This window comes from Faecalibacterium sp. PGM34 (assembly GCF_054456555.1).
Map to the genome: position 1 here is coordinate 1,691,228 of NZ_CM136898.1, position 21,370 is coordinate 1,712,597.

The window sequence follows — 21,370 nt, forward strand, 5'->3', positions numbered from 1 at the left end:
TTTTTACTTGTTTGCTTACCGGGGGCTGCGGCACCCTCCGCAGCTTTTGATCCCCTGCAAAAAAGAAAAAGCGCCCCGCAAGGGCATAGGATGCCCCTGCGGAACGCCTTTGTTCCGATACCTGATATTATACAGATTCCTGAAAAATCTTCAAGTGACAGCTGCACCAAATATGCTACACTTGCACCGCTTCTTGTGCGAAACGCCGCGAACCCCCGCAGCTGTGCGCGGCACACAACCAAAACCGCCGCACCCGGCGGCCTTTTGCAAGGCACAGGATGCGGCGGTTCTTATGCGTCAGTGCGGAGATTCCTGCGGTTCAGGGCTGCTCAGTGCTTGGGGGAATACTGTTTGCGGGTGAAGAACCATCCGCAGGCCAGCAGCAGGGAGCCCAGGCTTGCCAGCACACCGGCCATCCAGCTGGTAGTGCCGGTCTGGGGCAGGGCGGCGGCGTCCGGGGCAGCGTCCTGCACGGCGGGGTTCTCCGGGGTCACAGGGGTCTCATCCGGGTCAGCGTCCTTCACCGGGGGATTGTCCGGGTTGGCGGGGTCCACGGGGATATCCGGATCAACGGGCGGCACGGGGTCCGGATCCGGCGTGGGTTCCGGATCGGGCACGGTGGCCGTGTTGACGAAGTTGATGGACAGGGTCTTGCCGCCGAGGATGGAGCCGAGCCAGCTGTCTGCGGTCACCTTGCTGGTAGCGCCGGTAGCGGGGTTGGTCACCTCGGTGCCATCCAGCTCTTTGTAGGACTCCTCATCGCAGATGACGTAGATCTCCGGGTCGATGTCGTAGCCGTCGGGGGCGATGGCCTCCTGCAGGTAGTACACCACGTTTTCCAGCAGGGCATAGTCGATGTTCAGCTTGCCGTTGGTGGTGGTGACGGTGTAGGTCAGCTTGTCCTTGGTGGGGTCGTACTTGACCCAGCAGTAGAAGCCGTCCTTCTCCAGCACCTGTTCGCCATCCTCATTGGTGGTGTAGGTAGGCTCCACATAGGTGCAGTACATGGTGTCCTTTTCACCGGTTTCCTTGTCGGTCTCGTACTTCCACAGGTAGAAGCTGGTCTGGCCCTCGCCCTCCTCGTCACCGATGGTCTTGCCGGTGTCCTTGTCGGTCTTGGTCAGGTCCAGGGTACCATCGGCCTGCTTCAGCACCATGGAGGCGTACCAGTTCCATGCGGTGTTCTGGTAGTCGTCGCCTGCGTTCTGGAAGTCGATGTTGGTGGCCATGGCGAATGCAGCCCAGGTGGCTTCGTCAGCGGTCAGGCCGCTGGCCAGCAGGGTATTGAAGTAGCTGTTGGCCTTTGCCCATGCACCGGGGGTCTCGTTCAGTTTGCCGGCCATGTAATCGCCGATGGTTTCCTGAGTGCCGTCGGCAGCCCACTGGCCGTGGCTGTGATTGTGGTCAACATTACCGCCAGCCTCGGTATCGACCTTTTTCGGGTCACCCACCTTGAAGCTCAGGATGTTCTTGTAGAAGTTATCATAGAGGGTGGCGGGATCCATGGTGCTGGATGCATCGCCCAGAGGGCCATTGGGATCCTTGTAGCTGTTGCCGGGCATTGCAGTGCCGGAGTGGAGCAGGGAAGCCTGTGCATCCTTGTTGTTCCGCAGCAGCTCTTCCACGCTATCGTACTTTGTGCCATTGGGCTTCTTGTAGTAGTCGAGGATGTAATCATCGTAAGAAGCGTAGCCATAGGCTTCCATATACTTTTTAATAGCAGGGCGGAGAGCAATCAGATCCGTAGTCTCACGGTCATAGTGACCAAAGGCAGAATCTTTGGTGCCCTTTTCTGTATAAAGAATGGAAGTGTTTTGAACAGTATCAGCTAGAACTTTTTTGCCGTCGACCTCTTTTACCAGAGAAGTGTTTGCATAATCGAGCTTATAATAGTATTCCTTTCCGGATGCGGAGGTGACTTTTACAAAACTGCCTTTTTTGTTGGTGATAACCTCGGAGCCAGCAGCAAGAGTGGCTTTACCCTGAATCTTCGTGGTGGGATTGCCGTCGGTATCGAGATACTGATTCAGATAGTGATCATCGTCGAACTCTCGAAGGGCATCCTCCACGAGCTTTTCCATACAACCGGCTTCACCGGTCTTGCTGTATTTCAGCTGCAGCTTGGTGTTGCCAACGTAATCGTTCGGCAGTTCCTGTCCATCAAAGCCAGTGACACCAGTTTTGTCGGTATTGCTCACGTCAGGGGTGGCAACAGTCAGGCTGTTGTCCTTGTACACATAAGTATGCTTGGAGCCGTTGGACAGGGAAATATCAAACATGGTCGTGCAACCGGGCTCGTTGGCGAAAGCAACACGCTGGCAGACCGAATCCGTTTTCTCATCGTAGTAGACATAGAGCGTGTAAGATGCACCGTTAAAATCAACGGTCTTTTTGCTGGACTCGCCGTACTGTGCGTACCACAGGGCTTCATCCATCCACTTGGCACCCTTATCAGTCTGAAGCCACTCGTCGAACTGCTTCTCGCCGTATTTATCCACGACTTCCTGCACCTTGCTCAGCTCAACGGTCTGGTCACCCTCAGCGTCCTCTTTGATGTTGAAGGTGATCTTGAAGTGACCGGTGTCCGGGTCATAGGCACAGCTGCAGTCGGTGTCATCCTCTTTGGGGGTCTCTTCGGGCTTTTCCTCCGGGGTCTCCTCAGAGCCGGAACCTTCCTCGCCCTTTTCCTCCGTGTCGCCGGTGTCAGTATCGCCGGTGTCGGGGGTCTCCTCGCCGGTCTCGCCCTTTTCCTCAGTGTCGCCGGTGTCAGTATCGCCGGTGCCGGGGGTCTCCTCGCCGGTCTCGCCCTTATCTTCGGTGTCGTCCTTGTCCTCGCCCTTGATGTGGTCCTTGTTGTCCTCGGCGGTGCCGGGCAGGGTCTCGACGGTCTCGGACTGCTCCGGGCGCTCAATGGTGGGTTTATCGTCAGAAGAGGTATTGTCACCATCGCCCTCGCCATCGGTGGGCTGGTCGGTGTTGTCACCGGTGGAAGCGACAGGCTGTTCTTTGGGCGTGGTGTCATCCGCAGGGGTGTCGGTGTCCGCATTGCTGTCGGCCAGCGGGACAACGGTCACCTGCAGGCCGGAGTCATCCGTGTCGGGCAGGGCTTCGGCTGCGGAGGCACCGCACATGCCAACCGAGCTGCTGAGCACCGAAAGGGCCAGCGTCATCGCAACGATCTGCTTTTTCTTGGACTTTTTTCTCATAATCGTCATCCTCACTTCACTAGAGACTGTGTTCCTCGCACAACTTTTCAGAAACCTACAGCCACAAAATAGACGCCCGCTGGGCAGTCCTTATAATCCTATATTATATACGTTTTCCAAAAATTTCAAGGGGGTAAATTGCACGAAAAAAAGCCTGCACGGAAATTTTGGCTGATTGACGGACAGATCGGCCCCAAAACGTCAAAATTGCACGAAAAAAAGAACGATTTTCACAGTTTTTGAATTGCACATTTGTTGCGGACGGGAACGTTTTTGTTGCACTGCAAACACAAAAAAGCGGACGAATGGCCCGCCGCAGTTCCCCACCCCGGAACTATGAAAAACCTTGCCGCACTGCCAAACGGTCCCACTCAGTGGGGGCTGCAATGACGGAGAGGGTCCCGCACAACCAAAACCGCCGCACCCGGCGTTGTGCACGCGGGTACGGCGGTTTGGAGGAATATGCCCTGAGTGATGCGGAACACTCAGAACTCAGGAACGCTTTGCGGGTCAGGCGCTGCCCGGCGGCCAGCAGGCCGGTGCCAAAGGCAGCCAGTACGGCGGCGGCCCAGCCGGTGGTGCCGGTCTGGGGCAGGGTGGGCACTGCCGGGGCAGCGGGCTGTGCGGCGGCGGGCGCTTCCGTGTGGGGAGCCTGAGCCGGGGCGTCGGATGCGGCGGCAGCTTCGGTGCCGTTGGTGTCGTCAGAGTCAGCCGGGGCTTCCGGGGCGGAGGCGTCTGCGTCGGGGTCCGGGGCCAGAGAGATCTCTTCCACCGGCAGTACCTCGGCCACTTCCAGCTCCAGGCCATCCTCCTCCCAGGCAAACCCGATCTCTTCCGGGGTGGTGTAGCTGATCTGGATGGGCGGCTTCTCCGGCAGGATGGGCACCTCCACGGTCACAGTCACTTCTTTGGTTACTTCTTCGGTCAGGGCCTGCCCGGCGGGCTCAGCGGCGTCCGGCGCGGCTTCCTCAGCGGGAGCGGCGGGGGTGTCGGTCTGCGATGCGGCAGCAGTGTCCGGGGCGGGGACCTCCGGCTGGGGTTCCAGCGCGGCGGCCGACGGGGCGAGACAAAGCAGGGCACCCAGTGCCAGCGAGAGCGCAAACATTCTGCACTTCATAGCCTTGTCCCCCTTTCATAAGAATTCATACTATTATAACATGCATGGCGGGGATGGAATGCAAGCCCCACCGCCATTTTTTGGTGGAGTGAATAAAAACCGGAAAAATTCCTTGGGCAGAATCGCTAATTTTGAATTGCGGGTTTGTTGCAAAATAACCAAACGAAACCTCACCCGCCCAGAATGGCCCGCAGGTCGGCTTCCGGGGTGGCAATGGGCTTGAGGCCGTACCGTTCCTGCAGAGTGCGCACCACCCCCGGCGAGAGGAACGGGGGCAGGGTAGGCCCCAGCCGGATGTTCCGGATGCCCAGCGCCAGCAGCGCGATGAGGATGCACACGGCCTTCTGCTCAAACCAGCACAGCACCAGCGAGAGGGGCAGGTCGTTGACGCCGCAGCCAAAGGCGTCGGCCAGCGCCAATGCGATGCGGATGGCGCTGTAGGCGTCGTTGCACTGGCCCACGTCCAGGATGCGGGGCAGGCCGGTGCCCGGCACGGTGCCAAGGGGCAGGTCGTTCAGGCGGAACTTGCCGCAGGCCAGGGTCAGCAGGATGGTGTCGGGCGGGGTAAGGCGGGCAAACTCGGTGTAGTAGCGGCGGCTGGGCCGGGTGCCGTCGCAGCCGCCCACCAGAAAGAAGTGCCGCAGCTTACCGTCCCGCACCGCCTGCACGATCTCGTCCGCGTGCTGCAGCACGGCGGTGCGGGCAAAACCGGTGGTCACCGTGGAGCCGCCGTTCAGGCCGGGCAGCAGGGTGTCCTGCGCGTAGCCGCCCAGCTCCAGCGCCTTTTCGATCACCGGGGAAAAGTCGCGCCCTTCATCGATGTGGGGCACGCCGGGGTAAGCCACCACCGAGGTGGTGAACACCCGGTCGGCGTAGCTGGCGCGCAGGGGCATGATGCAGTTGGTGGTGAACAGGATGGGCGCAGGGATGTCCTCGAACTCCCGCTGCTGGTTCTGCCATGCGGTGCCAAAGTTGCCCTTGAGGTGGGGGTAGCGGCGCTTCAGCTCCGGGTAGCCGTGGGCGGGCAGCATCTCCGAGTGGGTGTAGACGTTGACGCCCCGGCCTGCGGTTTGCTCCAGCAGCTGCTGTGCGTCGTAGAGGTCGTGGCCGGAAATCACGATGAACGGCCCCTTTTCAATGGTCAGGGGCACCTGCACCGGTTCCGGATCGCCAAACGCGCCGGTGTTGGCCGCGTCCAGCAGCTCCATGCAGCGGTAGCTGGCTTCTCCTGTGGCCTGCACCAGCTGCCACAGGGCGTCGGTGGTCTGGCCGGGGTCGCCCACGGCCTGCAGGGCGGTACAGAAGAACCGGTCCAGCTCCGGGTCGATGCGGCCCAGCACCCGGGCGTGGTAGTTGTAGGCGGCCATGCCCCGCAGGCTGAACAGTACAAAGCATTTCAGGCTGCGCCGGTCGGCGTCCGGTTCCCGCCAGAGGGCCTGCATGTCGTAGTCCGGGCCGGTGCCGGGGCTGGCGTCGTGCACCCGGCGGGTCAGCGCGTCCACGGCGGCGGGGTCAAAGTTCACGTTGGTAATGGTGGTGAACAGCCCCTGCATCAGCAGCCGGGCCTGTTCCGGGGCCGGGCCGCGCCCCGCCGCGATGAGCTGCCCGGCAAACGCGATGAGCGCCCCGGTGAGCCGGTCCTGTGCGGCGGCTGTCTCGGCCGACTTGCCGCACACCCCCGCTGCGCCGGTGCAGGCGGTGCAGCCCGCCGCCTGCTCACACTGAAAACAAAACATCTGCTCGTCCATACAAAGCTCCCTTTCTGCCATAAGATACTGCCAGTGTGGGCAGAGCGGGGCGGGGTTATACCCAAAAAGAGCCGCACCCCTGCGGGCGCGGCTCTTGGACGATGCAGTATGACTTAGTAGGTGATGCCCTGTGCCATCATGGCGGTAGCAACCTTCAGGAAGCCGGCGCAGTTTGCACCGACCATCAGGTTGCCCTCAGAACCGGCAGCCACAGAAGCGTCGTAGGAAGCGTGGAAGATGCCCTCCATGATGCCCTTCAGCTTGGCATCCACTTCCTCAAAGCTCCAGCTCAGGCGCTCGGAGTTCTGGCTCATCTCCAGACCGGAGGTAGCCACGCCGCCTGCGTTGGAAGCCTTGGCGGGTCCGTACAGGATGCCGTTGGACAGGTAGACCTCGATAGCCTCCGGGGTGCTGGGCATGTTAGCGCCCTCGCAAACCACGGTGCAGCCGCCCTTTACCAGAGCCTCGGCAGACTCCTTGTTGATCTCGTTCTGGGTAGCGCAGGGCAGGGCGATGTCACAGGGGACAGTCCAGACCTTGCTGCAATCAGCCACATAGGTTGCACCGGCGTGGGTCTCGGCGTACTCCTTGATACGGCCGCGGCGCACTTCCTTCAGATCCTTGACGTAAGCCAGATCGATGCCGTTGGGGTCGTAGACGTAGCCGTTGGAGTCGGACATGGTGACCACCTTGGCACCCAGCTGGGTTGCCTTCTCGCAGGCATAGATAGCCACGTTGCCGGAGCCGGAGATGACCACGGTCTTGCCCTCGAAGCTGTCGTTGCGCATGCACTTCAGAGCCTCAGCGGTGAAGTAGCACAGGCCGTAGCCGGTAGCCTCGGTACGAGCCAGAGAACCGCCGAAGGTCAGGCCCTTGCCGGTGAGCATGCCGCCCTGGAAGCTGTTGGTCAGGCGCTTGTACTGGCCGAACATATAGCCGACCTCGCGGCCGCCGACACCGATATCACCGGCGGGGCAGTCCACGAACTGGCCGATGTGGCGGTACAGCTCGGTCATAAAGCTCTGGCAGAAGCGCATCACTTCCATGTCGCTCTTGCCGTGGGGGTCAAAGTCAGAGCCGCCCTTGCCGCCGCCCATGGGCAGGGTGGTCAGGCTGTTCTTGAAGATCTGCTCAAAGCCCAGGAACTTCAGGATGCCCTGATTGACAGAGGGATGGAAGCGCAGGCCGCCCTTGTAGGGGCCGATGGCGCTGTTGAACTGCACGCGGTAGCCGCGGTTCACCTGCACCTTACCGGCATCGTCCACCCAAGGCACACGGAAGGTGATGATGCGCTCCGGCTCCACCATGCGCTCGATCAGACCGGCCTTCTCGTACTCGGGGTGCTTTTCCACAACGGGCTGGATGCTCTCCAGCACCTCGCGCACAGCCTGCAAAAACTCGGGCTCGTTGGCGTTGCGCTTTTCCAGACCCTCGTAAACACGCTTCAGGTATTCATTCGTCAGCATAATAGAATACTCCTTTTCCCAATTACTCTATAAATTTGAAAAAGCGGAAATGCCTTTGCCCGCCGCACAACGGGCATATCCTTGCAGATGCCGGGCGCTTCCGGTTCTCCATGCTTGCACGGCACGCCCGCACAAGCGGGCAATGCTTACTTTACTATTATAAAGCTTTGCGGTGGGTTTTACAATAGCAAAAAGCAGAATTTGTTTAAAAAAACAGATAAAAAGTCACAGCTGCTTCACAAAACGAAAATTAAAAGCCGGAATGCGCCGTGAACCTTGTTTTTTAAAGTGCGCTGCCGCCCCAAAGCTGTACGGAAAAGAATGCCTTTTGCGCGGCAGCGGGCTTTGGTAAGCAAAAAGCCCTGTGTCACAGCGGGCACAGGGCAGGGTGCATTACTTCTTCAGCAGCTTTTCGCAGGCGTCTGCTGCGCCTTCCAAAAACTCGCCGCCGTAGGTCTCGATCATACCGGCATCGGAAAGCTCGGCCAGCTTGGGGTCGATGGGGCATTTGGCCAGCACGGGCAGATGATGCTTTGCGGCAACCTCGTCCACATGGCTGTTGCCAAACACGTTGATGTGCTTGCCGCAGTCCGGGCAGACGATGTAGCTCATGTTCTCCACGATGCCCAGCATGGGCACCTTCATCATCTCGGCCATGTTCACGGCCTTTGCCACGATCATGCTTACCAGCTCCTGCGGGCTTGCCACCACAACGATGCCGTCCACCGGCAGGCTCTGGAACACGGTCAGGGGCACATCACCGGTGCCCGGGGGCATATCCACGAACAGGAAATCCACGTCCTTCCAGACCACATCGGTCCAGAACTGCTTGACCGCACCGGCAATGACCGGGCCGCGCCACACAACGGGGTCCTCCTCGTTCTCCACCAGCAGGTTGATGCTCATCACATCAATGCCCATGCGGCTCTGGATAGGCCAGCAGCCTTTGTCGTCCGCCATGGCACGGCCGTGAATGCCGAACAGCTTGGGGATGGACGGGCCGGTGATATCGGCATCCAGAATGCCGCAGTGGTAGCCGCGGCGAGCCATGGCACAGGCCAGCAGGGCGCTGGTCATGCTCTTGCCCACGCCGCCCTTGCCGGAAACAACGCCGATGACCTTTTTTACACTGCTGTTGGGGTTGGGGGCATCGTGCTGCGGAGCGGCATCGCGGGAAGAACAGGCTGCACTGCAATTAGAGCAGTCATGGGTACATTCTTCACTCATTCTCTTTGTCGCGCACGGCAGGGGCAGGACCCGGGCGGTGCGCTTCCTCCTTGCTCAAAATACAGGCGGGGGCTTGCGCCCTGCCTGACCACTGTTAACTATACCATAAAAAGTGCGCAGAAACAACCCATAGCACCGCTCATGTTTTGCAAAGCCGCTGCATAGGCTGAACCGTGAACGCCCGTTCCGGGGCAGGGGGAGGTGCAGGGTGCGGCAGAACTACTTTAAAAATGCGGTGCTGCTTACCGGCTCGGACGTCATGCTGCGGCTGGCAGGCATGGGGCTGCGCATCTGGCTGGCAAACGCCTTGGGCGGGGCGGGCATGGGATTATACCAGCTGGTGCTGGCGGTGTACGGGCTGTTCGTCACGCTGGCCACGGCGGGCATCTCGGTGGCGGCTACCCGGCTGCTGACCGAGGAGCTCAGCCGGGACAAGGCCGCTGCGCGCGGGATGCTGGTGCGGCTGGTGCTGGCAGGGCTTGGGCTGGGCGGGCTTGCCATGGCCGCCCAGCTTGCCACCGCAGGCCTTGCGGCAAAGTGGTGGCTGGGGGATATCCGCGCCGCTGCCGCGCTACGCACCTCGGCGCTGGGACTGCCATGGATGGCTATCTCTGCGGTGCTGCGCGGCTTTTTTCTGGCGCGGCGGCGGGTAGAGCCCAACGTGCTCAGCCAGCTGGCAGAGCAGACGGTGCGCATTGCTGCGGTGGTGTGGGCGCTATCCCGCACGCAGGGCTGGCCGGACGGCAGCCGCTGCGCACTGGTACTGGCGGCTACCGCCCTGAGCGAGGCCGTATCCACCGCCCTGATGGCGCTGTTTTACCGGCGGGAGGCGGCACGCTGCTTCGGCAGCACAGCGCCGCGCCCGCCAAGGGAGGCGTCCCGGCGGCTGTGGGACATCCTGTGGCCGGTGGAGGGCGGCAGGGCGCTTTCCAGCGCGCTGCACACCGCCGAGAATATGCTGGTGCCCGCCTGCCTTGCGGTATATCTGGCGGCCTCCGGCGGGCGCACCGCCGCGCTGGAGCAGTACGGCACCTTAAAGGGCATGGCGCTGCCGCTGCTCAATTTCCCCTTCGGGCTGCTGGGCAGTCTGGCAGTTTTGCTGATGCCGGAGATCACGCAGGCGCATATCGAGGGGCAGACCGCCCGGCTGAACGCCCTGCTGGACCGGATGCTGCGGCTCACGGGATATTTCTCCGCGCTGGCGGGCACGCTGTTCTGGGTGTGGGGCAGGCCGCTGGCACAGCTGCTCTACCATAGCCCGGAGGCGGGGTTCTATCTGGAGACCCTTGCTCCGGCCATGCCGCTGATGTACCTGGAAAGCATGGTGGACGGGGCAATGAAGGGCATCGGGGAGCAAAAGGCCGCTTTCCGGTACAGTGTGTGGGACGCCGTGCTGCGCATTGGCGGGGTGGCGGTGCTGCTGCCCCGGTACGGGATGCGGGGCTTTCTGGCGGTGATCTTGCTTTCCAGCCTGTACACCTGCGCAGCCAACACCGGGCGTCTGCTGCTTTCCAGCGGCACAGGGCACGCCTTCCGCCGCTGGCTGGGTGCGCCGCTGCTGGCCGCTGTCGCAGCCGGTGCGGCAGGGCGGAGCGTGCGCCGGGCGCTGGCGGGTTTTCCGGCACAGGGGCTGTGGGAACAGCTTGCAGTGCTGACGGCGGGCGGCATGGTGACTGCTGCCGTGTTTTTGCTGGCGGCGCTGCCGCTGGGGCTTTGGGAGGAAGTGCGGGCACTGCTGCGGCAGGCAAAGACCGGGAAAAACAAGGGAAAGTGATAAAAACGTAAATTTTCTGGACACAGGCGGGGATTGTGAGTATAATACAAACGTGTAGCTGTATCCTTCCGGTACAGCCGGGGAACACTGTCGAAAAAGCAGCGCAGGGAGCAAAACGTCCGGCGCTGAGAGGGAAAAAGAGGATCGTAAGTGAAAGATAGAACCAAGAATACCCCGCAGGTGCTGCTGCGCCGTGCGCTGCTGGTGCTGCTGGATGCAGCCATTGTGGCATTCAGCTTTTATTTTGCCCTGCTGCTGCGGGCAGACGGTGCCGTAGAGGCCGTGTGGTGGCCCCATAACCGCGCCCTGTTGTACGAAAATCTGCCGTGGATCGTGGCGGTGTATATCGTCTGCTTTCTGGCGGGCGGGCTGTACTCGGTGCTGTGGAAGTACGCCGGCGAGCGGGATCTGATCCGTCTTGCCGGGATGATCGCCGTGCCCACCGCCGTGGTGTATGTGGTAAACCGCTGCTTTATCCACGGTGTGCTGTTTAATTCCGCCAACTGCATGGCCGCCGTGCTCATCCTTTTGCTCATCGGCGGCAGCCGCTTGGCATGGCGGCTGTTTTTGAACCACCCGCTTGGTGAGCGGCTGCGCCGCGTGCCCGCCAAGGACCCCAACCGCCCGGTGATGATCGTGGGCGCGGGCGAAGCCGGTGCGTGGGCCATCAACGTGTGCAAATCCAACAAGGAATACGGCCACGCCGTGGTTGCGGTGGACGATGACCCCGCAAAGCTGAACCAGACCATCCACGGCGTACCGGTCAAGGGCACGCTGGAGGATATCCCGGAGCTGTGCAATCGCTATGGCATCCACAGCATCATCATTGCCATCCCTACCTTAAAGGGCAGCCGCCTGAGCCACGTCATCGACCTGTGCGTCAGCACCCACTGCGCGGTACAGGTGCTCAGCGACCCGCAGCTGGTGGGCAGCGGTGCACCCCAGCAGGAGGTGTTCCGCGAGCTGAACCCCGCCGACTTCCTCTCCCGTGAGGAGGTCACGCTGGATACCGATAAAATTTCCGGCTACCTTACCGGCAAAACGGTGCTGGTAACGGGCGGCGGCGGCTCCATCGGCAGTGAGCTGTGCCGTCAGGTCATGCGCTTCAAGCCCGGCAAGCTGCTCATCTTTGATATCTACGAAAACTGCGCCTACGAGCTGCAGATGGAACTGCAGCAGAAGTACGGCCGCGATATCCCGGTCACGGTGCTCATCGGCTCTATCCGGGATAAAAAGCGCTTGGACGAGGTTTTTGATACCTATCACCCCACGGTGGTGTTCCACGCAGCGGCGCACAAGCACGTTCCGCTGATGGAGGTAAGCCCCGCCGAAGCCGTAAAGAACAACGTGCTGGGCACCAAAAATCTGCTGGTCAGCGCCAGCGAGCACGGGGTGGAGCGTTTTGTGCAGCTTTCCACCGATAAGGCCGTGAACCCCACCAGCGTCATGGGCTGCACCAAGCGCATCTGCGAGATGCTTATCCAGACCTTTGCGGGCAACACGGATATGAAGTGCGTGGCGGTGCGGTTCGGCAACGTGCTGGGCAGCCACGGCAGCGTCATCCCGCTGTTTGAAGCCCAGATCAAAAAGGGCGGGCAGGTCACCCTGACCGACCCCAACATCGTGCGCTATTTTATGACCATCCCGGAGGCAGCCCAGCTGGTGCTGCAGGCGGGTGCATTGGCAGAAAGCGGCAATATCTATGTGCTGGATATGGGCGAGCCGGTGCGCATTATGGACCTTGCCAAGCAGCTCATCCGCTTTTACGGCTACGAGCCGGGCGTGAATATGGAGATCAAGATCGTGGGTCTGCGCCCCGGCGAAAAGCTTTACGAAGAGCTGATGATGGACGAGGAGCAGGACAAGATGCGCCGCACCCAGCACAACAAGATCTTTGTGGCAAGCCCCCGCACCATTGATCTGGCCGAGTTTTACGGGCAGCTGCAGGCGCTGGAAGCCGCTGCTGCCCACAACGATGAGGGCGTGGTGCGCCAGCTGGCGGCTATGATCCCCACCTTTACCCCCACCCGGGAGAACCTGAAACTGTAACAGCTTGAACTGCGGCACTGGGCCGCATGGAATAGACCGCAGACCGGAACATGCCGGCCTGTGCAAAACGAGAGGGATGTTATTATGGAAAAGAAACCGTTTCTGACCGAGGCGATGGCACAGCAGATCATCGAGGATGTGCCCACGCCGTTCCACGTCTACGACGAAAAGGGCATCCGGGAGAATGTCCGCCGCATCAACAAGGCCTTCAGCTGGAACAAGGGATTCAAGGAGTATTTTGCGGTCAAGGCACTGCCGAATCCCGTTATCCTGCAGATCCTCAAGGAGGAGGGCTGCGGCGTGGACTGCTCCTCCCTGACCGAGCTGATGCTCAGCGAGGCCTGCGGCTTTACCGGCCACGACATTATGTTCTCCTCCAACCAGACCCCCGTGGAGGATATGCAGAAGGCCTACGAGCTGGGCGCCTACATCAATCTGGACGACGCCACTATGGTGGAGTTTCTGGAGCGGGTGGCCGGTGTGCCGCAGGAGATCTTCTGCCGCTATAACCCCGGCGGAACCTTCCAGCTGGGCGAGAGCGAAGAGGGCTTTCAGGTCATGGACAAGCCCGGCGATGCCAAGTACGGCATGACCGAGCAGCAGATGATCGACAGCTACAAAAAGCTGATGCAGAAGGGCGCAAAACAGTTCGGCATCCATGCCTTCCTTGCCTCCAACACCATCTCGGACGCCTACTACCCGGAGCTGGCAGGCATCCTGTTCCGGCTGGCTGTCCGGGTGCAGCAGGCTACCGGTGCGCATATCAGCTACATCAACCTGTCCGGCGGCGTGGGCATCCCGTACCGCCCGGAGCAGACCGAGAACGACATCATGGCCATCGGCGAGGGTGTGCGCCAGAAGTTTGAGGAGATCCTTGTGCCTGCCGGTATGGGCGATGTAGCCATCTTCAGCGAGATGGGCCGCTTTACCACCGGCCCCTACGGCGCACTGGTGTCCACCGTCATCCACGAAAAGCACATCTATAAGGAGTACATCGGTCTGGACGCCTGCGCCGCAAACCTGATGCGCCCCGCCATGTACGGCGCTTACCACCACATCACCGTGCTGGGCAAGGAGAACGAGCCCTGCGACCACAAGTACGACGTGGTGGGCGGCCTGTGCGAGAACAACGACAAGTTTGCCATCGACCGGATGCTGCCCAAGATCGACATCGGGGACATCCTTTACATCCACGATACCGGTGCCCACGGCTCCGCTATGGGCTACAACTACAACGGCAAGCTGCACTGCGCCGAGGTGCTGCTGTGCGAGGATGGCTCTCACCGGCTGATCCGCCGCGCCCAGACCCCCCGCGATTACTTTGCAACGCTGGACTTTTTGCCCTTTATGAAGCCCCTGTTTGAGGACTGACCCCCTTTATCCTGATAAAAAAGAGGTATGACCCATGTTTTTTGGCTTTCAGCTTACCCTTGGCCTGATGATGGCCTTTTACGGTTTTTCGGTGATGAAAAATCCCCGCGTGTGGGGCGATCAGGGGCGCAGGGCGGTCAAGGCCGAAAACTTTGAGGAATACTGCCGCCAGAACGGCCAGTTCTTTTTAAAGGCAGGCTGCGTTGTGGCGGTGATCGGTGCACTGGATGCCCTGATCACGCTGGATGCCCTGCTGTACGCTCTGCTGTACATTTTTGGCTTGGCCTTTGCCTTCTACCCCCTTACCCGCTGGTGCAAGCAGAACGAGGGCTTTTCCTGGCCGTGGCCCCACGTCCAGAGCGAGAAAAAGCGCATTAAAGAGCTGCGCCGCGAACAGCAGGCACAGGAGAACGAGGAAAAAGGGGAAAAGTGATCCCCCGGATAAAGCATAAATAGCAAAAGAACAGCTCCCGGTCACGCCGCTTAACGTGACCGGGAGCTGTTTTAGTTTACTGGATAAGCGGACGCTTACTCAGCGTCCTTCGGGTCGGTCATCAGCTCCTTGATGCTGGGCACAACGCCGCCCAGATTCTGCAGCTCAGAGGGGATGATGATCTTGGTGGCCTTGCCATTGGCTACCTTTGCCAGCGCCTCAAGGCTGCGGATAGCCAGCACTTTGTCGCTGGGCATGGCCTCGTTCAGCAGACGGATGGCATCGGCGTTGGCTTTCTGCACAGCCAGAATGGCCTGTGCTTCGCCCTCGGCCTCCAGAATGCGCTGCTGCTTCACGGCATCGGCGCGCAGGATGGCGGATTCCTTTTCGCCCTCGGCGGCGGTGATGGCTGCCTGCTTTTCACCGTCTGCCTTCAGGATGACAGCGCGCTTCTCGCGCTCAGCCTTCATCTGCTTTTCCATGGCTTCCTGAATTTCCCGCGGCGGGATGATGTTCTTCACCTCCACGCGGTTCACCTTGATGCCCCACTTGTCGGTGGCTTCGTCAAGGATGGCGGTGATCTTGCCGTTGATGACGTCGCGGCTGGTCAGGGTGTGATCCAGCTCCATCTCACCAATGATGTTGCGCAGGGTAGTGGCAGAAAGGCTCTCGATAGCGGCAATGGGCTGATTGACACCGTAGGTGTACAGCTTTGCGTCCATGACCTGAAAGAACACCACCGTGTCGATCTGCATGGTCACGTTATCGCGGGTGATCACGGGCTGAGGGGGAAAGTCTGCCACCTGTTCCTTCAGGCTTACCTTTTTGGCAATGCGCTCAATAAAGGGGATCTTGACATGCAGGCCGGCAGACCATGTATCGGAGTAGCTGCCCAGCCGCTCGATGACATATACCTTGGACTGCGGCACGATGACGATGTTGGAAACAATGACCAGCACCAGAACAAAAACAAGCGCAAGGATGACAAAAAATAGAACCATAATACATCTCCTTTGTCAGGTCGTTGTGTGGGGGTTGCGGCTTTCGGTCAGAACAGGCTCTACGATGAGCAGGGTGCTGTGGATCTCGGTAACGCGGCAGAGCGCACCGAGCTCAAGGGTGTCGCCGGGGGTGGCGCAGCGGGCGTTCCAGTCCACGCCGTCCAGCCGCACCCGGCCGGGGACTTCGGCGGTGACAGGGGAAAGCACGATGGCTTCCCGTCCCAGATTGCGGTCGCCGTTGGTGGCGGTGTGCTGGAGCCGCAGCTTTGCCGCCAACGGGCGGAAGGCTGCCAGACACAGGATGCTTACCACCAGAAAGACCACCGCCTGCACCCGGAACGACCCGGTGAACACGCAGCACAGCAATGCGGCGGCAGAGCCGATGGCAAACCAGATGGAGGTCATATTAAAGGTGCTGGCCTCCAGTGCCAGAAAGCCCACGGCTGCAGCTAGCCAGAGAATGGGGGAGATCTGCATGGTATGTTACCTCCTTATGCTGCTATTATACGGCATCCCCTTGGGGGAAGGTCAAGGGCTTTTTACTGGAACGTTGCACAGAAAACAAAATATAGACAAAAATAGAAAAAAAGCCCGTAAATCACTGCGTCCCACCCTGTGAAAAAAGTAAGTCGGGAGGCTCCGCAGAGCCTCCCGACTTGCAAAAAAAGTCGAATTCCGCTGTGGATGCTCAGAGCGCAAGCGGAGAGCATTTAAATGGTTACAGCCTCGCAGGCATCACTGGATATCGTAGTAGCTGTGGTTGGGGTTATGGCCGTTTTCCTCCACCACGATGGTGAAGCCCATGGGGTTTACCTCGGTGTGCTTGCCGGAAGCCAGCGGCTCCACGATGATGTGCTCAGAACGGTTCACGATGATCTCCGCAGTTTCAGCCTTGCCGATGCGCTGGTAGTGCAGGATGCCGTCCTCAGCCCGCAGCACCCGCAGCTCGCCGGTGCGGAAGGCTTCGCAGCTGTGGCGCAGCTGCGCCAGCTGTGCCAGCACCGGGCGCAGACGCTCCTCGTGGCTGTCCCAGCAGAAGAAGGCGCGGTTGAAGGGGTCGCGGTAGCCCTGCATCCCGATCTCGTCGCCGTAATACAGGCAGGGCACGCCGGGCAGCGTGTAGATGATGGCATAAGCCATGCGCAGGCGCAGCATCCCTTCCTCGTAGGCCTCGCCGGTCACGCTGCGGCCGCTCTGCCACTCCCGGCCGCGTCCGTTGGCGGGCTCGTCCGCGATCACGGTCAGAGCACGCTCGGTGTCGTGGGTGGACAGGAAATTCAGCGCCGTGTTGATGGCCGGGGCAGGGTAGTGCTCGCAGATGGAAAGGATCTCATTGGCGGCCTGCTGGGCGGGCTTGCCCTTGACAAAATCCAGCACGGAGTTCTTGAAGGGGTAGTTCATCACGCTGTCCAGCCCCTTGCCCAGCAGGTAGGTGCGGCGGCGATTGAAGCCAAACTTGGTGGTGGCGTCCTCCCACACCTCGCCCAGCAAAAACTTCTCCGGGCTTACCCGCTTAACGGCGGTGCGGATCTTCTCAATGAACGCGTCCGGCAGCTCGTCGGCCACATCCAGCCGGAAACCGGCAGCACCACGGCGCAGCCATGTGTCGATGACGCCGCCCTCGCCGGTGATGAACTCCACAAAGGAGGGGGTCTCCTCGTTGACCTCCGGCAGGGTCTCGAAGCCCCACCAGCTGCGGTAGCCGCCCTTGTATTTGGGGTCAAAATCGTACCAGCTGCGGTAAGGGGAGTTGGGGTCGCGGTAAGCGCCGCCCTCGCCGTAGCGTCCCTCGCGGTTGAAGTACCGGCTGTCGGAGCCGGTATGGCTGAACACGCCGTCCAGCACGATGCCGATGCCGTACTTGGCGGCCTCGCGGCAGAGCACCTCAAACTCTTCGTTAGTGCCCAGCAGCGGATCCACGTTCAGGTAGTCGGCGGTGTTGTAGCGGTGGTTGGAGTGTGCCTCAAAGATGGGGTTCAGGTACAGGTAATCCACGCCCATCTCCCGCAGGTAGGGGAGCTTGATGCGGATGCCTTCTAAATCACCGCCGAAATAGTCCTCGTTCAGGTGGCCGCCGGTCTCGTTGGGCTGCCAGAAGGGTTCGGCGTGCTTGTCGGCCTGATACAGCCGGTCCGGGAAGGGCATAGGCTTGTTCTCAATGCCCTCACAGAACCGGTCCGGGAAGATCTGGTAGAACACCTTGCCCTTGATGCACTCCGGCGTCTGGAAATCCGGCTCGTAGACCGTGATCTGCCAGCTTTCGCCCTGCTGCCAGCTGACCACGCCGCAGTTGTCGGCCCCGCGCACGATGCGGCGGAAGTCGGTATACAGATCAAAGTAATAGAAGTATAAGCCCGGGTCGCCCAGCACGACGTCCACCGAAAAATGGTTCTGGTGGGGGGTCTGACCGTCAAATTTCATGCGGTAGTGCACGGGCACATCGTATTTGCCCTCTTTTTGCAGTACAAGGTGCGGATCCACATAGCCCAGCTCCTCGGGGATGCACAGGGTCAGGTGCACAGTCTGCCCGGCGCGCACGGCACCAAAGGGCTGTTTAAAGTAGGGGTCGTAGCTGTTGAACAGACAAGACAAAAAAGATCGTCCTTTCTCAAAAAAGCCCCGGCGGGCGAAACGCCACCGGGGCTTTGCGGTTTTACAGGGGAAAATTACTTGCCCATGGGCACGGGGGAAGCGTACCAGATATCGCGGGCGTAGTCCAGCACGGCGCGGTCTGCGCTGAAGATACCGCTGTTGGCGATGTTCTTCAGGCTCATGCGGGCCCAGGTCTCGCGGTCAGCATACAGCTTCTGCAGGTCGGCCTGTGCACGGCGGTAGTCCTTGAAGTCGGCCATGACCATGTACGGGTCGCTGCTGCGCAGGTTCTCGGTGACCTCGTGGAAGTTCTCGCCGTTCCAGCCGCGCTCCAGGAAGTTCAGGGCGCTGTTGGCCACGTCGTCGCCCATGATAAAGGCGTTGGGGTGGTAGCCCACCTGCTTGAGGTTATTCACCTCGGGGGTCAGCATACCGAAGATCAGCTCGTTCTCCTTACCGGCAGCATCGGCGATTTCCACGTTTGCACCGTCCAGCGTGCCCAGCGTGATGGCACCGTTCAGCATGAACTTCATGTTGCCGGTACCGGAAGCCTCGGTGCCTGCCAGAGAGATCTGCTCAGAGACCTCGGCAGCGGGCATCAGGTGCTCGCTCAGGGAGACGCAGTACTCCTCCAGATAGACCACGCGCAGCTTGTCGCGCACGGCGGGGTCGTTGTTGATCAGATCGCCCAGCTTGCAGATCATGCGGATCATCTGCTTTGCCATGTAGTAGCCGGGAGCAGCCTTTGCGCCGAAGATGTAGGTCTTGGGGATAAAGTCGGCGTTGGGGTTCTCCTTCAGGTACAGGTACTGTGCGGCGATGTTCAGCGCATTCAGGTGCTGACGCTTGTACTCGTGCATACGCTTGACCTGGCAGTCAAAGATGGAATTGGGGTCGATGACCTGACCGGTGCTCTTTGCCAGATAGCTTGCAAAGTCCTTCTTGTTGGCCAGCTTGATCTCGTTCAGCTTCTTCAGCACGGTCTTGTCGTCGGCGTACTTGTTCAGCTTGGTCAGATCAGAAGCATCGTGCTTGTAGCCGTCGCCGATGGTCTCGTCCAGCAGCTTGCACAGGCCGGGGTTGGAAGCCAGCAGCCAGCGGCGGTATGCAATGCCGTTGGTCACGTTCTTGAAGGCGTTGGGCTTGAACAGGTAGTAATCGTGGAAAACGCTCTCCTTGATGATCTCGCTGTGCAGCTTGGAAACGCCGTTGATGCTGTTGGCGGTGTAGGCGCAGATGTTGGCCATGCGCACCTGATTGTCGCCGATCAGTGCCATGTAGTTGATCTTGCCCTGATCGCCGGGGAAGGCCTTTGCCAGCTCCTCGCGGGCACGGCGGTCCATCTCCACCACGATCTGGTAGATGCGGGGCAGGGTCATCTTGAAGATGTCCACGTTCCACTTCTCCAGAGCCTCGGCCATAACGGTGTGGTTGGTGTAGGAGAACACCTTCTGGCAGATGCTGAAAGCCTTGTCCCAGCCAAAGCCGCACTCGTCCAGCAGGATGCGCATCATCTCGGGGATGGCCAGGGTGGGGTGGGTATCGTTCAGCTGGATGGCGACCTTGTCGGGCAGGTTCTCCAGCGTAGCGTAGCTGGACAGGTGGTTCTGCACGATATCGCCGATAGAAGCAGCGGACAGGAAATACTGCTGACGCAGGCGCAGGATCTTGCCCTCAACGTGGTTATCGTTGGGGTACAGCACCTTGGAAATGAGCTCAGCGTTGGCGTTCTTGCTCATAGCGGTGTTGTAGTTGCCCAGAGAGAAGCTGGACATATCAAAGTCCGGGGCCTTTGCCTGCCACAGGCGCAGCTTTGCAACGCCCTTTCCATCGTAGCCCTGCACATACATATCGGAGGGGATGGCCATGACGCTGTTGTAGTTGGTGTGCTGGATGTAGTGGAAGCCGTTGTCCCAGTTCTCGTGGATCTCGCCGTCAAAGCGGATCTCCACAGCCTGATCCGGGTGGCTCTTCAGCCACACCTGACCGCCGGGCAGCCAGTTGTCAGCGCGCTCCTGCTGCCAGCCGTCCACGATCTTCTGCTTGAAGATGCCGTACTCGTACAAGATGGAGTAGCCGGTGCCGCAGATATCGGTGGTGGCCATGCCGTCCAGATAGCAGGCAGCCAGACGGCCCAAGCCGCCGTTGCCCAGACCTGCATCGGGCTCTTCCTCAAAAATGCTGTCCAGATTGATCTCGGCGTCAGCCAGTGCCTTCTTGGCGACCTCATCCAGACCCAGATTGAACAGGCTCATCTTCAGGCTGCGGCCCATCAAAAACTCCATGCAGAGGTAGTAGACCTGCTTGGTGCCGGTGCCGATGGCCTTGGACTGGAATTTTTTGTGGTTCTCGCTCATCATCTGACGGCAGATCAGAGCCAGAGAGCGGTAGATCTGCTGGTTGGAGGCAACATTCAGCTCCACACCATACTCACTGGTGAGCTTGTCCTGAAGAATTTTGCCAAATTCTTTTGATGTCATAGTGTGCTCCTATCCGCATAAGCGTTTGCTTTGCTAAAATAATTGAGTAGATAATAGCAGCAGAAACGTTCCCTCTTTCGCCCGGCTGCCAACATAACACCGTTATTATAATATGAACGATTTGCAAATGCAAGGAAACAGGCGCTTTTTTTCCGTAACTGCTATTTTTTCAGGCCACTTTCTGACAAATATGCCGAAATTTCAAAAATTCCACTTTTTCTTGCGGCGTATTTATATTATAATAGAGGGTAGAACTGAGCTGCGAAACGTTTTTCGGGGAGTAATTCCGGCAGAAATGGGGCGGGAAACTCCGCCGAAACGTTTTCGGAAACCGAAACGTTACCGGGAACGGTGTCAAATCCCGGTAAGATGCAGAACAAACGGCTTTGCGCCGTACAGATACAGGATAAAAAAGGGGAAAACACCATGGTAAATAAGGTAAGGGTCAACATCGCGGGCACTCCGTATGCCATCGCAACCACAGATTCGGAAAAATACATCCTCGAGCTTGCAAAAAAGCTGGACGAGGACATCACAAAGCTGCTGGACACCAACGATAACCTCTCGGTAACCAAGGCGGCGGTGTTCTGCGCGATGGATTATCTGGACGAATACCGCAAGAGCACCGGCAGCGCCGAGAATATGCGCAGCCAGATCCAGGACTACATTGCAGATGCAGCCCGGGCAAAGCTGGCCGAGGACAAGGCACTGGCCGAGAATGCCGTGCTGCGCCGGGAGGCTGCTGCCCTGCGGGAGCAGCTTGCCAAGGAACGCCAGCGTGAGACCCGCCGGGAGGAGCGCGCCGCCCGCGCTGCGGCAGAGACGGCGCAGGAGCGGCCCGCCGCCCCGGAGACCCCGGCGGCAGACGGTGCACAGGCAGACGAAACCAACTGAATGTACCATATA

General features: G+C 59.9%; 14 protein-coding genes. 5 read left to right on the forward strand and 9 right to left on the reverse strand.

Annotated elements, in window-relative coordinates; all coding sequences use genetic code 11:
- Nucleotides 1–329 precede the first annotated feature (329 nt).
- From ACXPUX_RS07905 to ACXPUX_RS07925, 5 genes are all read right to left on the reverse strand, one after another.
- Nucleotides 330–3,206 (reverse strand): LPXTG cell wall anchor domain-containing protein, encoded by a 2,877-nt coding sequence (locus ACXPUX_RS07905; protein ID WP_458827825.1) that lies wholly within the window; start codon nucleotides 3,204–3,206, stop codon nucleotides 330–332.
- Nucleotides 3,207–3,540: 334 nt separating this feature from the next.
- Nucleotides 3,541–4,323, reverse strand: a complete 783-nt coding sequence (locus ACXPUX_RS07910; RefSeq protein ID WP_458827827.1) for a hypothetical protein — start codon at nucleotides 4,321–4,323, stop codon at nucleotides 3,541–3,543.
- A 170-nt stretch (nucleotides 4,324–4,493) separates the two neighbouring features.
- Complete coding sequence (hcp, locus tag ACXPUX_RS07915; protein WP_303111918.1) at nucleotides 4,494–6,071, reverse strand: hydroxylamine reductase; 1,578 nt, start codon at nucleotides 6,069–6,071, stop codon at nucleotides 4,494–4,496.
- 113 nt (nucleotides 6,072–6,184) lie between these two features.
- The gene (gdhA, locus tag ACXPUX_RS07920) at nucleotides 6,185–7,537 is read right to left on the reverse strand and encodes an NADP-specific glutamate dehydrogenase (RefSeq protein ID WP_458827828.1); all 1,353 of its coding nucleotides are present in this window, start codon (nucleotides 7,535–7,537) and stop codon (nucleotides 6,185–6,187) included.
- 393 nt (nucleotides 7,538–7,930) lie between these two features.
- Nucleotides 7,931–8,764, reverse strand: coding sequence for an Mrp/NBP35 family ATP-binding protein (locus tag ACXPUX_RS07925; RefSeq protein WP_015537868.1), 834 nt, complete (start codon nucleotides 8,762–8,764; stop codon nucleotides 7,931–7,933).
- 208 nt (nucleotides 8,765–8,972) lie between these two features.
- On the opposite strand from ACXPUX_RS07925, the gene ACXPUX_RS07930 reads away from it, so the two are divergent.
- The 4 genes from ACXPUX_RS07930 (at nucleotide 8,973) to ACXPUX_RS07945 (ending at nucleotide 14,391) form a co-directional block, all read left to right on the forward strand.
- Nucleotides 8,973–10,538: an oligosaccharide flippase family protein gene (locus ACXPUX_RS07930; RefSeq protein WP_458827829.1), complete on the forward strand. Its 1,566-nt coding sequence runs from the start codon at nucleotides 8,973–8,975 to the stop codon at nucleotides 10,536–10,538.
- Nucleotides 10,539–10,688: 150 nt separating this feature from the next.
- Nucleotides 10,689–12,587 (forward strand): polysaccharide biosynthesis protein, encoded by a 1,899-nt coding sequence (locus ACXPUX_RS07935; protein ID WP_458827830.1) that lies wholly within the window; start codon nucleotides 10,689–10,691, stop codon nucleotides 12,585–12,587.
- Between the two features lie 84 nt (nucleotides 12,588–12,671).
- Nucleotides 12,672–13,958, forward strand: a complete 1,287-nt coding sequence (locus ACXPUX_RS07940) for a diaminopimelate decarboxylase (RefSeq protein WP_458827831.1) — start codon at nucleotides 12,672–12,674, stop codon at nucleotides 13,956–13,958.
- Between the two features lie 34 nt (nucleotides 13,959–13,992).
- Nucleotides 13,993–14,391 carry a hypothetical protein gene (locus ACXPUX_RS07945; RefSeq protein ID WP_005923466.1) on the forward strand — a complete coding sequence of 133 codons (399 nt, stop codon included), beginning with the start codon at nucleotides 13,993–13,995 and terminating at the stop codon, nucleotides 14,389–14,391.
- Nucleotides 14,392–14,486: 95 nt separating this feature from the next.
- Here the strand turns inward: ACXPUX_RS07945 and ACXPUX_RS07950 are convergent, their stop codons facing one another.
- From ACXPUX_RS07950 to ACXPUX_RS07965, 4 genes are all read right to left on the reverse strand, one after another.
- Nucleotides 14,487–15,392: an SPFH domain-containing protein gene (locus ACXPUX_RS07950; RefSeq protein WP_458827832.1), complete on the reverse strand. Its 906-nt coding sequence runs from the start codon at nucleotides 15,390–15,392 to the stop codon at nucleotides 14,487–14,489.
- Nucleotides 15,393–15,407: 15 nt separating this feature from the next.
- The gene (locus ACXPUX_RS07955) at nucleotides 15,408–15,869 is read right to left on the reverse strand and encodes an NfeD family protein (RefSeq protein ID WP_458827833.1); all 462 of its coding nucleotides are present in this window, start codon (nucleotides 15,867–15,869) and stop codon (nucleotides 15,408–15,410) included.
- 258 nt (nucleotides 15,870–16,127) lie between these two features.
- Nucleotides 16,128–17,984 (reverse strand): glycoside hydrolase family 13 protein, encoded by a 1,857-nt coding sequence (locus ACXPUX_RS07960; RefSeq protein WP_458827834.1) that lies wholly within the window; start codon nucleotides 17,982–17,984, stop codon nucleotides 16,128–16,130.
- A gap of 74 nt (nucleotides 17,985–18,058) precedes the next feature.
- Nucleotides 18,059–20,464, reverse strand: a complete 2,406-nt coding sequence (locus tag ACXPUX_RS07965) for a glycogen/starch/alpha-glucan phosphorylase (protein ID WP_458827835.1) — start codon at nucleotides 20,462–20,464, stop codon at nucleotides 18,059–18,061.
- 426 nt (nucleotides 20,465–20,890) lie between these two features.
- Between ACXPUX_RS07965 and ACXPUX_RS07970 the strand changes: the two genes are divergently transcribed.
- Entirely contained in the window at nucleotides 20,891–21,358 is a 468-nt protein-coding gene (locus tag ACXPUX_RS07970) for a cell division protein ZapA (RefSeq protein ID WP_458827836.1), read from the forward strand.
- Nucleotides 21,359–21,370 lie beyond the last annotated feature (12 nt).

Excerpts from the sequence above, each read along its gene's own strand:
- ACXPUX_RS07950 (WP_458827832.1), bottom strand. The coding sequence starts at position 15,392 with ATGGTTCTATTTTTTGTCATCCTTGCGCTTGTTTTTGTTCTGGTGCTG.
- ACXPUX_RS07925 (WP_015537868.1), bottom strand. The coding sequence starts at position 8,764 with ATGAGTGAAGAATGTACCCATGACTGCTCTAATTGCAGTGCAGCCTGT.
- gdhA (WP_458827828.1), bottom strand. The coding sequence starts at position 7,537 with ATGCTGACGAATGAATACCTGAAGCGTGTTTACGAGGGTCTGGAAAAG.
- ACXPUX_RS07970 (WP_458827836.1), top strand. The coding sequence starts at position 20,891 with ATGGTAAATAAGGTAAGGGTCAACATCGCGGGCACTCCGTATGCCATC.
- ACXPUX_RS07955 (WP_458827833.1), bottom strand. The coding sequence starts at position 15,869 with ATGCAGATCTCCCCCATTCTCTGGCTAGCTGCAGCCGTGGGCTTTCTG.
- ACXPUX_RS07965 (WP_458827835.1), bottom strand. The coding sequence starts at position 20,464 with ATGACATCAAAAGAATTTGGCAAAATTCTTCAGGACAAGCTCACCAGT.
- ACXPUX_RS07910 (WP_458827827.1), bottom strand. The coding sequence starts at position 4,323 with ATGAAGTGCAGAATGTTTGCGCTCTCGCTGGCACTGGGTGCCCTGCTT.
- ACXPUX_RS07940 (WP_458827831.1), top strand. The coding sequence starts at position 12,672 with ATGGAAAAGAAACCGTTTCTGACCGAGGCGATGGCACAGCAGATCATC.
- ACXPUX_RS07905 (WP_458827825.1), bottom strand. The coding sequence starts at position 3,206 with ATGAGAAAAAAGTCCAAGAAAAAGCAGATCGTTGCGATGACGCTGGCC.
- hcp (WP_303111918.1), bottom strand. The coding sequence starts at position 6,071 with ATGGACGAGCAGATGTTTTGTTTTCAGTGTGAGCAGGCGGCGGGCTGC.
- ACXPUX_RS07945 (WP_005923466.1), top strand. The coding sequence starts at position 13,993 with ATGTTTTTTGGCTTTCAGCTTACCCTTGGCCTGATGATGGCCTTTTAC.